Here is a 13,224-nt window from a genome sequence, read left to right as displayed (position 1 = left end):
TCCTCTCGCTGGAAACCTCGGGCTTCAGCCCCGAGGAGGAAAGCGAACCGGCCGCGTAGCGGCACCGGGGACGTCAGTCCGTCGCTGAGGCGGAATGACGTTAAGCAGGAACGCCGGTCCCTGCTTAGATTTTGGGTGTGAGGACGGCGTACAGGTGTCGGGCCTACCCGACCCCCGGACAGGCGGCGATGCTCAGCCGCACGTTCGGCTGTGTGCGCGTGGTGTGGAACCAGACCCTCGCCTGGCGGCACCGCCGCTGGCACGCCGAGCGGGAACCCACGAACGTGCCGCAGGCCAACGCCTTCCTCACCCAGCTCAAACGCACCGAACAGTTCGCCTGGCTGAACGAGGTGTCCTCGGTCCCGCTGCAACAGGTGCTGCGCACCCAGCAGCGGGCGTTCGTCAACTTCTTCGAGGGGCGCGCCCGCTACCCCCGCTTCAAGTCCCGGACCGGTCGTCAGAGCGCCGAGTACACCCGCAGCGGGTTCCGTTGGCGCGATGGCCGCCTGTGGCTGGCGAAGACGGACGCACCGCTGAAACTGGTGTGGTCGTGGCCGGACGTGGACCCGGCCACGATCGACCCCTCCACCGTGACGGTCTCCCGCGACCCGGACGGGCGCTGGTACGTCTCCCTTGCCGTGGACGTGCCCGACCCCGAGCAGGCCCCGGCGACCGGGACCGCGGTCGGCATGGACCTCGGGGTGAAGGACTTCGCCGTCACCAGCGACGGCGAGAAGATCGCCAACCCGCGTCACCTGGAGCGCAGGGCCCGCAACCTGGCCCGCTACCAGCGGCGCATGGCCCGCAAACAGCGCGGCAGCGCGAACCGGACCAAAGCCAGGGCCAAGGTCGCACGGGCACACCGCAAGGTCCGCGACGCCCGCCGGGATTTCCTTCACAAGACCAGCACACGACTGGTCCGCGACCACGACGTGATCGTGATCGAAGACCTGGCCGTGGAGAACATGGTCCGCAACCGGTCCCTGGCCCGGGCCATCTCCGACTGCGGGTGGGGCGAGTTCCGCCGCCTGCTGGAGTACAAGACAACCCGGTACGGCCGCCACCTGATCGTGATCGATCGCTAGTACCCCTCCAGCAAGACATGCAGCGCGTGCGGGCACCTGCTCGCCGCGCTCTCGCTCAACACCCGGCACTGGACGTGCCCGGGTTGCGGCACCCGGCATGACCGGGACGTCAACGCCGCGAAGAACATCCTGGCGGCAGGTCTTGCCGTGTCCGCCTGTGGAGCTGACGTGAGACACCCCGGGTCTTCCCGGGTGCGGTCGGCTGTGAAGCAGGAAACCCAACCCGCGAGGGGTGGAATCCCTCGGCTTTAGCCGTGGGGAAAGAGTCAACGGTACTCCTTGCGGGCGTCGTACATCGTGGCGGGAAGCGCCCCGGCCGGCACGGCGGAGGGGACGTCCTCCAGGACGCGCTCGTACAGCGCCTCGGCCCGCGCGGCGTGCCGCCGGGCGTCGTAGTGGGAGACGTCTTCGAGGAGGCGCTCGTACAGCGCCTCGGTCCGCGCGGCGTGCCGCCGGATGTCGTAGTGGGAGACGGCGCGCGGCGGCGGCAGCCGTACCGGTCCCGCGGCGGCCAGCGTGCGCAGCCTGGCGCGGAGGCGGCGGGGGTCGGGGGGCACGCGCCGCGCCCCGGGGGCGGCGTCCGGCGGCAGCTCCTCCAGGGCGGGGCAGACGGAGTAGAGGACGGGCAGCCCCGCCGCCAGGCCCTCGACGGCGGCCAGCCCGAACGTCTCCTCCACCGACGGGGCGGCGAGCACGTCCATGGCCGACAGCAGCGCGGGCACCTCCGTCGACTCGCCGGTGAACACCACCCGCTCCGCGATCCCCAGCGCGCGGGCGCGCTCGGTGAGCGCCCCGCGGGCGGACCCCTCGCCGACCAGCAGCAGGACGCTCCCGTCCAGGCCCGCCAGGGCCTCCAGCAGGACGTCGAAGCGCTTGCCGGGCTCCAGCCGCCCCACGCCGCCCACGACGTGCGCGTCCGGCGGGATGCCCAGGCGGGCCCGCGCCTCGTGCCTGAGGTAGGGGTCGTAGTGGAAGGCCTGGCTGTCGATCCCGTTGGGGATCACCTCGATCCGGGAGCGCGGCACCCCCCACCGGGCGAGCCGGTCGGCCACGGTCCCGGAGACGGCGACGGTCACGTCGCCGAGCGCCTCGCTGATCCGGTACAGCGCGCGCACCCCCCGGGTCGCGCGGCGCCCCTCGACCCGGTCCTCGCCCAGGGAGTGCTCGGTCGAGACGATTGCGGGCACGTCCGCCAGGCGCGCCGCCAGCCGCCCGTACACGCAGGCCCGGTACAGGTGCGTGTGCACCACGTCGTAGCGCCCGGCCCGCATCAGCCGGGCCAGCCGCCGTACGGCGCGCAGGTCGCGGTTGCCCCGCATGCCCAGGCAGTGCACGGGCACGCCGGTGTCGGCGACGGCCTCGGCGACGGCCCCGGGGTTGGTCAGCGCGACGACCTCGCACTCGGCGTCCAGGTGCGGCAGCAGGGTCCGCAGCTGCTGCTCGGCCCCTCCGGTGGCCAGGCCGGTGATGACGTGCAGGACCCTCGTCCGCTGCCCTCCCCTCATCGGTTCCACCCCCAGCGCAGGCCGTGGCGGAGGTGCTTGGCGCGCAGCCGCAGCGGCCCGTCGCGGTCGCCGGCGTAGGTCCGCGCGAGCGCGTGCCGCCCGCTGAACTCGGAGGGCCGGACGGCGCAGGCGTAGGAGTAGCCGGCCGAGCGGACCGCGTCCACCTCCCGGGCGCCCGCGTGGCCGTAGGGATAGGCGAACCCGGTGATCTCGCGGTCGAGCACGTCCTCCAGGACCGCCCGGCTCTCCTTGAGCTCCATCTCCAGCTCGGCGTCGGAGGCGCCGGTCAGGGACACGTGGTGGACGGAGTGCGAGGCGACCTCCATGCCCGCGCCGGCCACCCGGCGCAGGTCCGCCGCGGTCATCAGCGTCTTGCGCGGGCAGTCCCGGTCCCACGCGTTGTGCCCGCCGAGCAGCCCGGCGACCGCGAACACGGTCGCGGTGAAGCCGTGCCGCAGCAGGACGGGGACCGCCTCGGACGCGAAGTCGGCGTACCCGTCGTCGAAGGTCAGCCCGACCATCCGGCCGGCCTGGCCGGACGCCTCGGCGACCAGCAGCTCCCGCACCGAGACCCCGCGCAGGCCGCGCCGCCGGAGCCAGTCCATCTGGCCGGCGAACCGCCGCGGGGAGACGGTGACGAGCAGCGGGTCGCTGTCGTACCCGTCCACCGAGTGGTACATCAGGATGTACGGCATGGCCGCTCTGCCGGTCACGTCCGCCTCGTTCCCGGCATGGAGCCGAGCATGGAGCCGATCATTCGCGTGATCTCCTTGGATCCGGTGAGTGCTGCTACGACGGTGAACACGAGCGCGACCGCGGCCGCGCCGAGGGCCAGGGCGGCGAGGGCCGGCAGGCCGCCGAGGAGGGGCCGCAGGAGCAGCCCGGCGGCGCCCGCCGCCGCGGCGGCGAGGACGGGCCGGCCGAGGGCCGCCGCGACGGCCCGCGCCGGCAGGGCCGTCTCCGAGTTGCGCAGACCCAGGAGGAGCGCCGCCGCGGTGAGCGTGATGCCCGCCGCGTTGGCCGCGGCGATCCCCGCGGTCTCCCGGGCGGGCGCGGCGGTGACGGCCAGGACGGCCAGGACGGCGGTGGCGGCCAGGCCCGCGGCCATGGCGGCCACGGGGTACCAGGACGGGCGTCCGAAGCAGAAGAACACCCGGGAGGCGGCCCCGACGACCGTCTGGCCGAGCAGCCCCAGCGAGTAGACGCGCATGATCTGCGCGGTCGCCTCCGTGTCCGCCCCGGTGAACTCGCCCTGCTCCAGCAGGAGCGCGACGATCTCCGGGGAGAACGCGACGAGGAAGGCGGAGGCGGCCAGCACGATCGTGCCCGACAGCCCGAGGTCGCCGGTGATCCGGCGGCGGGCTGCGGGCAGGTCCCCGGCGGTGACGGAGCGCACGAGCGCGGGGAACGAGACCGTGACGACGATGAGCGAGAGCACCATCGGCACCTGGGCGATCTTCTGCGCGTAGTTCAGGTGCGAGATGGAGCCCGCCGGGAGCGAGGAGGCGAGGAACCTCTCCACGTAGACCTGGCCCTGGCGCAGCAGGGTGAAGGCGGCGATCGGCGCGAACGCGCCCAGGGAGACCAGCGCCGCGGCGGACGGCCCGCGGGGCGGCCCGACGTGCCGCAGGAAGGCGGGCGCCTGCACGGCCACCATGAGCAGGCCGCCGAGCGCCACCCCGAGCGCCGCGGCGGTCACCCCCAGCCGGTCGTGGAAGGCGGCGAGGCACGCGATGATTCCCACGTTGTAGGCGACGTGGATCGCCGCCGGCGGGCCGAACACCTGGTGCGCGCGCAGGGCCGCGCTCAGGTACCCCGCCAGCCCGAACAGCAGCACCGTGACCGAGACGATCCGCGTGCACCGCACGGCCAGGTGCGGGTCGGCGAAGCCGGGGGCCAGCACCTCGACGAGCAGCGGCGCCCCGAGGAAGGTGGCGGCGGTCACCGCGACGAGTGCGGCGAGGACGTGCGGCAGCGTGGCGGAGACCACCCGGCGGATGTCCTCGCGCCGCTCCACGGCCCGGCTGAAGAGCGGGACCAGCAGGAACGCCATCGCGCCCTCGATGAGCAGCGGCGCCGCCGTCTCCGGCACGGTCCACGCCAGCAGGAAGGCGTCCGTGCGGTGGGTCGCGCCGAAGAGGCGGGCGAGGAGGAGGTCGCGGGTGAACCCGAGGAGGGAGCCGAGCGCGACGAGCGCCGCCGTGACGGAGGCGGCGCGCAGGAGCGGGGAGCCGCCCGTCGTCCGGGGCGGCCGGCTCGGCCGGGCCGTCAGGGTCATCGGCACCGCCCGGGGCTCACCGGGGAGGGCCCTTCGGGTGCGCCCGCGGAGGCCCAGCGGAGGGTGGCGCCCAGCATCACCGCCATGACCAGCGTCGGCGCGCCGCCGATGTCGGAGTAGGCGAAGTCGACGAGCTGCCAGGTCAGGAAGCCCGCGACGACCAGTCCCAGGGCCCGGTCCGGGGGGAACGGCCCGGAGCGGGAGGGGTGGGCCGTGCGGCGGACGCGCCGGACCGACCAGAGCGCCAGGGAGCCCAGCAGCAGGCAGAAGGCCGCGATCCCGGCCAGGCCCTGCTCGCTCAGCACGAGGAGGTACATGTTGTGCGGGGACAGCAGCGGCTGCCGCCGGAAACCGCTCACCGGGTCGGCGGTGTCGCTGCCCGCCGACAGGCCGAGGGGCGCGTGGGCGTCGCGGAAGGCGGGGAACCCCCGCGGTCCCGCCCCGGTGAGGGGACGGTCCCGCCAGATCCCCGCGGCGGTCCGCCACAGGTCGTAGCGGTCGCTCACCGAACGGTCCGGCTGCGTGACCGACGAGCCGATCGAGGTGAGCCGCCGCCCGACCGTCTCCGCTCCGGCCGGTCCCGCCGGGCCCCCCGGTCCCACCGCCGAACCGGCGACGAGCAGGGCGGCGGCCGCGGCGAGCAGCCCGGCGCCCGCCGCGGTCCGGCGGCCGGACAGCGCCGCCATGACCACCGCCGCGCACGCCGTCGCCAGCCACGCGCCCCGGCTCAGTGACAGGACCAGCGGCGGCAGCAGCAGCGCGGCGCCCAGGAGGGCCGCCGCCCGGGGCCGTCCGCGCAGGGCCAGGCCGAACCCGAGCAGGACGACCAGCCCGTGGCTGACGACCGTCGCCATGCCCATCACGTCCTGGGCGCCGAAGGTGCCGACCGCCCGGACGTTCTCGCCCGCGTAGGAGGCGCCGGTGCCGGTGAGGGCCTGCAGGCAGCCGACCGCTCCCTGGACCAGGGCGGCGCAGACGACCGCCCCGCCGGTCAGCCGGAGGTCCGCCCGGTCCCGCAGGGCGACGGCGACGGCCAGCGGGACCAGCACGAACACCTGCAGGTAGCGGGCCAGGCCGGGAAGGCTCGCCAGGACGTCGTGCGACGCGACGGTGGCCGCGCAGACGGCGACCACCGGCGGGACGAGCACCAGGAAGCGCACCGGCAGCCGCCGCCCTCCGGCCAGGAGGCGCGCCGCCGCCGCCGCGACCAGCACGACCGACGCGAGGTCGGCCGGCGTCACGTGGAAGGCGGAGGCGAGGTCGTCGCGCCGGTCGGGCACGCACACGCAGAGCACGACCGCCGCGGTGAGGACGCCGGGCCCGCGCCCCACCGCGATCCCGGCGGCACGCCGTACCGCGCCCACCGGGCCGCCCGGCACCGGAGCCGCGGCGGTGCGCGGACCGGGGGCGCCGTACGGACCGGGGGCGGTGTGCGGACCGGGAGCGCCGTGCGGGTCCGCCTCCCTAACCTCCACTGGGCCGGAGCACGGATGCGAAGGTGCGGATGATGATCTTGATGTCGGACCGGAGGGTCCAGCCGTCGATGTAGTGGTTGTCAAAGCGGGCACGGTCCTCGATGGAGGTGTCCCCCCGCAGGCCGTGGACCTGCGCCCACCCGGTGATCCCGGCGGGGACGCGGTGGCGGCTCTCGTAGTGCGGCAGGGAGCGGGAGAACTGGTCGACGAAGAAGGGGCGCTCGGGCCGGGGGCCGACGATGCTCATGTCGCCCCGCAGCACGTTCCAGAGCTGGGGCAGCTCGTCCAGTGAGGTCCTGCGCAGCAGCCGGCCGACCCGGCCGACGCGCTCGTCGCCGGCGACGCTCCAGCGCGTCTCGGACTCGCGGGGATCGCGGGGGTGGAACGTGCGCAGCTTGAGCATCTCGAAGCGGCGGCCGCCCAGCCCGACCCGGCTCTGCCGGAACAGTACGCCGGGCCCGCCCTCGCAGCGCACCGCCAGGGCGCACAGGGCGAGCAGCGGGGCGGTGACCACCAGGCCGGTGAGGGCGACGGCGACATCGAGGAGCCGCTTCAGCGGCCAGGACGGCCGCGTCTGGGGGACGGGGTGCATCCGCAGCAGTGGGAAGCCGCGGACGTGGCCGTGCGGGGGCAGGAAGTCGGTGAGCAGGCCTCCCGGTTCCGGTGCGAGGAAGACTTCGCAGCCGAAGTCCCTGGCGATGCGGGCCAGCACGGGGGTGTCCGCCCCGGGGGCGGGGTCCGAGGCGACGATCACCGCGCGGACGCGGTGCTCCCGCAGTGCCGCGGCGAACCGCTCGGGCCGGTCGGACGCCTGCCCCGGCGCCTGTCCGGGCGCCCGGTCCGGTGCCTGCCCCGGTAGCCGGCCCGGCGCCTGCCCGGCCGTACGTCCCGCTCCCGGCCCGTCGTCGACGAAGCCGATGGGCGCCAGCCCGTGCTCAGGGTGGTCGAGCAGGACCGAGGCGAGCCGCCGGGCGTGCCGTCCGGTGCCGAGCACGATCGTGGGCCGCGCGCCACGGCGCGACCGCCGGCCCCGCCGGGTGGGGAGCCGGTACCGCATGGCGTCCGGGGCGCCGGTGCCGCTCTCCGGGCCGGTGGGAGGCCGTACGGCCGGTCCGGCCGGGGAGGCCGCCCCGCCCCCGCCGGTCCCGGCCGCGCCGCCGGACAGTCGCTCATCCCTGGTGGTCGCGGACATCGGTGCCTCCGTATTCGAATTCTCTTTCCGCGACCGGCCTGAATTCAGTCAAGCTTCCCCCAACTCGGCGGTTCCATTTTGACACCGCGAATATCGCGCCGATCTCGCGGAAGGCCGGCCGGTGATTTCCGGAATGCCTCGACCGCAATGGACGCAGGTCTTCTCCGAATGCGAGAACCTCGGCCCCTGCGAGCTTCTCGATGCTACTGACGAAAGTGGCGCCGATCCCGCACCTGACCACGCGTTTGCCGGTCGTCTGCGGCAAGTTTCCAATGGGCTGGCTTTTGCGCCGACATATCGGATGGCGGGGACCGTATATCGGGCGGGCCGGGGAGCGGAGAACGCGCGGGGACGGTCCGCGCCCTCATTCCGCCCGCCCCGCCGGGGAGCCGGCGACGGGGCGGCGGGGCAGTGGCGGCCGGGTGACGGTGACCGGTCGTCACGTTGACGTTTCGCAACTTTTCGGGTGGTATCAGGAACGGTGCCGCGCACCGGTCGACGATGACCGGCGCGGATGGTCACCGCCGTGCCCGTGGACCGAGCATCATTTCCCCTTGTACGGGCACCTGTACGGCGCCGCGGATCTGGTGTAGATCCGGTCAAAAATGAGCAATACCCCTCACAAAGGAGTGAGAGCGACATGCCGCTCGAAGAGGCCAAAGACGAGCTGCTGAGGAGTGCCGCCGCGAGCTGTGCGCACACACCCGGCGGCGACTGCGGGAGCGCCGAGGAGGCGCTCGCCTTCCTGCGGCTCTACTACCGGCACGTCGCGCCGGAGGACCTGCTGGACCGCGACCCGGTCAACGTGTACGGCCCCGCGACGGCCCACCGCCAGATCGCCGAGCGGCGCCCCCAGGGCCGGGCCCTGGTGCGGGCCTACACGCCGAACCTGGAGGAGCACGGCTGGGACCCCGGCCGCTCGGTCGTCGAGGTGGTCACCGACGACATGTCCTTCCTGGTCGACTCGGTGACGATGGAGCTCAACCGCCACGACATCGGCACCCACCTGATCATCCACCCGCAGATGCGGGTGCGCCGGGACATGACGGGCAGGCTCCTCGGCTCCGGCGAGGAGGACGTCACCGGGCAGATGCTCGTCGAGTCCTGGATGCACTTCGAGATCGACCGGCAGAGCGACCCCGCCGTGCTCCGCCGGCTCGAGACCGACCTGCAGCGGGTCCTGTCGGACGTGCGCTACGCCGTCGAGGACTTCCCGAAGATGCGGGCGCTGGCCGTGCGGACCGCCGAGGACGTCTCGGTGAACCCGCCGCCGCTCGACCCCGCCGGGGTCGAGGACAGCCTGGAGCTGATGCGCTGGCTCGCGGACGGGCACTTCACCTTCCTCGGCTACCGCGAATACCGCCTGGAGCGCGGCGAGCAGGGCGACGAGCTGCACGCGGTGCCCGGGACCGGCCTGGGCATCCTCCGGCACGACAAGGCAGGCTCGGGCAGCTTCGCCGCGCTCCCGCCCGAGCTGAGGGCCAAGGCCCGCGAGAAGCAGCACATGCTGATCGTCACCAAGGCCAACAGCCGCGCCACCGTGCACCGCCCGGCCTACCTGGACTACGTCGGCGTCAAGCTCTTCGACGCGGCGGGGGAGGTCGTCGGCGAGCGCCGGTTCCTCGGCCTGTTCACCCACGCGGCCTACAACGAGTCGGTCGCCCGCATCCCGGTGCTCCGCCGCAAACTGGCCGAGATCCTCGACCTGGCCGGGTTCTCCGCCGAGAGCCACGACGGCAAGGACCTCATCGAGATCCTGGAGACCTACCCCCGCGACGAGCTCTTCCAGACGTCCGTGCAGCAGCTCCTGCCGATCGCGCTCGGCGTGCTCCGGCTCCGCGAGCGCAAGCAGGTGAAGGTCTTCCTGCGCCCGGACGACTACGGCCGCTACGTCTCCTGCCTGATCTACCTGCCGCGCGACCGCTACACCACCAAGATCCGCATCAGGATGCAGGAGATCCTCCTCAAGGCGCTCGGCGGCGCCTCCCTCGACTACAGCGCCATGATCGGCGAGTCGGCCCTCGCCCGGCTGCACGTCGTCGTCCGCGGGGAGCGGGGCCGGACGCTGGGGGCCGACTCCGTCGACGTGGGGGAGCTGGAGGCCGTGCTGGCCGCCGCCACCCGCTCCTGGGAGGACGACCTGGCCGCGGCCATCACCGACCTGAGCTCGGAGGCCGAGGCGCCCCGCCTCGTCCGCCGCTACGCCTCGGCCTTCCCCGAGGGCTACAAGGCGGACTTCCCGCCCCGGATGGCGGTGGCGGACCTGCGCCGGCTGGAGGCGCTGGCGGCGGCGTCGGGGACCCCGGCGTCGTCGGGGGCCTCGGGCGCGCCGGAGCCGTCCGACGCGATCGGGATGAACCTCTACGAGCCGTACGACGCGCCCGAGGGCGAGCGCCGGTTCAAGCTCTACCGGATCGGCCGGCCGATCTCCCTGTCGCAGGTGCTCCCGCTGCTCCAGCGGATGGGCGTCGAGGTGGTCGACGAGCGGCCCTACGAGATCGACCTCGACAACGACCCGGCGACGAAGGACGCCTGGATCTACGACTTCGGCCTGCGCTACACCCCCTCGCCGGAGGTGGACCGGGACGTCTTCAAGCGGCTCTTCCAGGACGCGTTCGACGCGCTGTGGCGGGGCCGGGTGGAGAGCGACGGCTTCAACGCGCTCGTCCTGACCGCGGGCCTCACCTGGGAGCAGGCCGAGATCCTGCGGGTCTACGCCAAGTACCTGCGCCAGGCCGGGACCGCCTTCAGCCAGGACTACATCGAGCGCGTGCTGCAGGGCAACGTACGGCTCGCCCGGCTGCTGGTCGGCCTGTTCGAGGCCCGGCTCGACCCGGCCCGCCCGGAGGAGGCCCGCCAGGACCTGGCCGCCGCGCTGCACGAGGAGATCCTCGGCGCGCTGGACGACGTCGCCTCCCTGGACGAGGACCGGATCCTCCGGGCCTACCTGGAGATGATCCAGGCCACGCTGCGGACCAACTACTTCCAGCGGGCGGACGGGGAGCGCAAGCCGTACATCGCGGTGAAGCTCGACTCGCCCTCGATCGGCGTGCTGCCGCTGCCCCGGCCGAAGATCGAGGTCTTCGTCTACTCGCCCCGGGTCGAGGGCGTGCACCTGCGCTTCGGGAAGGTCGCCCGCGGCGGGCTGCGCTGGTCGGACCGGATGGAGGACTTCCGCACCGAGGTCCTGGGCCTGGTCAAGGCGCAGATGGTGAAGAACACCGTGATCGTGCCCACCGGCTCCAAGGGCGGCTTCGTGGTCAAGAACCCGCCGAAGTCCGGCCGGCGGGAGGACCTGCAGGCCGAGGGCGTCGCCTGCTACCGGATGTTCATCTCCGGCCTGCTCGACCTCACCGACAACCTCGTCGACGGGCAGGTGGTCCCGCCCGCCGACACGGTCCGGCACGACGGCGACGACACCTACCTGGTGGTGGCCGCCGACAAGGGCACCGCGACCTTCTCCGACATCGCCAACGGGGTCGCCAAGGAGTACGGCTTCTGGCTGGGCGACGCCTTCGCCTCCGGCGGCTCGGTCGGCTACGACCACAAGGGCATGGGCATCACCGCCCGCGGCGCCTGGGAGTCGGTGAAGTACCACTTCCGCACCCTCGGTGTGGACGTGCAGGCCACCGACTTCACGGTCGTCGGCATCGGCGACATGTCGGGCGACGTGTTCGGCAACGGCATGCTGCTCTCCCAGCACATCCGGCTGGTCGCCGCCTTCGACCACCGGCACGTCTTCATCGACCCGCACCCCGACGCCGCCCGCGGCTTCGCCGAGCGCGCCCGGCTGTTCGCGCTGCCGCGCAGCTCGTGGGAGGACTACTCGCCCGAGCTGATCTCCGCGGGCGGCGGCGTCTGGCCGCGCACGGCCAAGTCGATCCCGGTCTCGCCGCAGGCGCGCGCCGCGCTCGGCATCCCCGACGGGGTCGCCGCAATGGCGCCCAACGACCTGATCAGCGCGATCCTCAAGGCCCCGGTGGACCTGCTGTGGAACGGCGGCATCGGGACCTACGTCAAGGCGTCGTCGGAGTCGCACGCCGACGTCGGCGACAAGGCCAACGACGGCCTGCGGGTCGACGCCGCCGAGCTGCGCTGCAAGGTGGTCGGCGAGGGCGGCAACCTGGGCCTGACCCAGCTCGCCCGGATCGAGTACGCCCTGGGCGGCGGGCTGGTCAACACCGACTTCATCGACAACTCCGCGGGCGTGGACACCTCCGACCACGAGGTGAACATCAAGATCCTGCTGGACCGGGTGGTCCGCGACGGCGAGCTCACCGACAAGCAGCGCAACCAGCTCTTCCTCGACATGACCGACGAGGTCGCCGAACTGGTCCTGCGCGACAACTACGACCAGAACGTGGTGCTGGCCGCGGCCCGCGCGCAGGCGCCGGAGATGCTGCACATCCACGCGCGCTACCTGCGCCGGCTGGAGCGGGACGGGCTGGTCAACCGGGAGCTGGAGTTCCTGCCGTCGGACAAGGCGCTCGCCGAGCGGCGCCAGGCCGGGCTCGGCCTGACCGCGCCGGAGTTCTCCGTGCTGCTGGCCTACACCAAGCTGGTGGTGGACGCCCAGATCCTCGGCTCCGACCTGCCCGACGACCCCTACCTGGCGTCCTGGCTGGTCTCCTACTTCCCGTCGGCGCTGCGCGAGCGGTTCCGCCCCTTCATGGACGACCACCCGCTCCGCAGGGAGATCATCACCACCTGCGTGGTGAACGACCTGGTCAACTCCAGCGGCACCACCTTCATGTTCCGGGTGGGCGAGGAGAGCGGCGCGTCCGCCCCGGACATCGCCCGCGCCTACCTCGTCACCCGGGAGGTCTTCGACCTGCCGAGCCTCTGGCGGGCGGTCGAGGAGCTGGAGAACAAGGTGGACGTCTCCACCCAGCTCGCGATGGAGCTGGAGGCGCGCAAACTGTGCGAGCGCGGCACCCGCTGGCTGCTCGGCAACCGCCGGCCGCCGCTGGACCTGGCCTCCACGGTGGGCTTCTTCACCAAGGGCATGAACGGCCTGCTCCCGCACCTGCCCAAGCTGCTGACCGGCTCCGACCTGGCGGCGTTCGAGGACCGCAGGGACTCCTTCATCGCCCGCGGGGTCCCCGACGACCTGGCCGAGCGGGTCGCCGCGATGGTCCCGGCGTACTCCACCTTCGACCTGGTGGAGATCGCCACGAGCACCGGCCGCCCGGTGGACGAGGCCGCCGAGGTCTACTTCGACCTCGCCGACCGGCTCCGCCTGGCCGGGCTCCGGGAGCGCGTCATCGCGCTGCCCAGGGACGACCGGTGGAACTCCATGGCGCGCGCCGCGCTCCGCGACGACCTCTACGCCGCGCACGCCGCGCTCACCCGTGGCGTGCTGATGGGCAGCGAGTCCGGGCTCTCGCCCGAGGAGAGGCTCGCCCGCTGGAGCGAGGTGAACTCGGCCGCGGTCGCCCGGGCCCGGCAGACGCTCTCGGAGATCTGGGAGAGCGACGACTTCGACCTGGCGACGCTCTCGGTGGCGCTGCGCGCGGTCCGGACGCTGGTGGCCTCCACCGGCCTGCCGCACGCGGAGGACTGAGTCCCCGTCCGCTTCCCGGGGGACCGGCCCCGGGGAGCGGGCCGGGCGTCCGCGCGCCGATCCCCCGGGGAGCGGGCTGGGCGTCCGGGCGCCGGTCTCCCTGGGACGCCGAGTCCCCGGGAGACC

General features: G+C 73.6%; 6 protein-coding genes and 1 pseudogene. 2 read left to right on the top strand and 5 right to left on the bottom strand.

Going from position 1 to position 13,224, the window contains the following annotated elements:
• The first annotated feature begins 137 nt into the window (after nt 1–137).
• Nucleotides 138–1,337 (top strand): annotated as a pseudogene (locus IEZ07_RS08445) (RNA-guided endonuclease InsQ/TnpB family protein).
• Between the two features lie 14 nt (nt 1,338–1,351).
• Here IEZ07_RS08445 and IEZ07_RS08440 read toward each other — a convergent pair.
• The 5 genes from IEZ07_RS08440 to IEZ07_RS08420 are packed head-to-tail and all read right to left on the bottom strand — an operon-like array spanning nt 1,352 to nt 7,535.
• The gene (locus IEZ07_RS08440; protein ID WP_191894235.1) at nt 1,352–2,590 is read right to left on the bottom strand and encodes a glycosyltransferase; all 1,239 of its coding nucleotides are present in this window, start codon (nt 2,588–2,590) and stop codon (nt 1,352–1,354) included.
• Nucleotides 2,587–3,303, bottom strand: coding sequence for a polysaccharide deacetylase family protein (locus IEZ07_RS08435; protein ID WP_239319690.1), 717 nt, complete (start codon nt 3,301–3,303; stop codon nt 2,587–2,589). The genes IEZ07_RS08440 and IEZ07_RS08435 overlap by 4 nt, the downstream gene beginning before the upstream one ends.
• On the bottom strand, nt 3,300–4,868 hold the full coding sequence (locus tag IEZ07_RS08430) for a lipid II flippase MurJ (RefSeq protein ID WP_204054313.1): 1,569 nt from the start codon (nt 4,866–4,868) through the stop codon (nt 3,300–3,302). The genes IEZ07_RS08435 and IEZ07_RS08430 overlap by 4 nt, the downstream gene beginning before the upstream one ends.
• Nucleotides 4,865–6,343: an O-antigen ligase family protein gene (locus IEZ07_RS08425; protein WP_191894233.1), complete on the bottom strand. Its 1,479-nt coding sequence runs from the start codon at nt 6,341–6,343 to the stop codon at nt 4,865–4,867. Before IEZ07_RS08425 ends, IEZ07_RS08430 begins: the two co-directional genes overlap by 4 nt.
• A complete protein-coding gene (locus IEZ07_RS08420) occupies nt 6,333–7,535 on the bottom strand; it encodes a sugar transferase (protein ID WP_204054312.1) in 1,203 nt (400 codons plus the stop codon). The genes IEZ07_RS08425 and IEZ07_RS08420 overlap by 11 nt, the downstream gene beginning before the upstream one ends.
• 640 nt (nt 7,536–8,175) lie before the next feature.
• Between IEZ07_RS08420 and IEZ07_RS08415 the strand changes: the two genes are divergently transcribed.
• The gene (locus tag IEZ07_RS08415; protein ID WP_191894232.1) at nt 8,176–13,098 is read left to right on the top strand and encodes an NAD-glutamate dehydrogenase; all 4,923 of its coding nucleotides are present in this window, start codon (nt 8,176–8,178) and stop codon (nt 13,096–13,098) included.
• The last annotated feature ends 126 nt before the right edge of the window (nt 13,099–13,224 follow it).

This window comes from Planomonospora parontospora (assembly GCA_014647935.1).
Classification (GTDB): Bacteria; Actinomycetota; Actinomycetes; order Streptosporangiales; family Streptosporangiaceae; genus Planomonospora; species Planomonospora parontospora.
The sequence above is the reverse complement of the archived record's forward strand: the minus strand, read 5'-3'. Positions and strand labels throughout refer to the sequence as shown.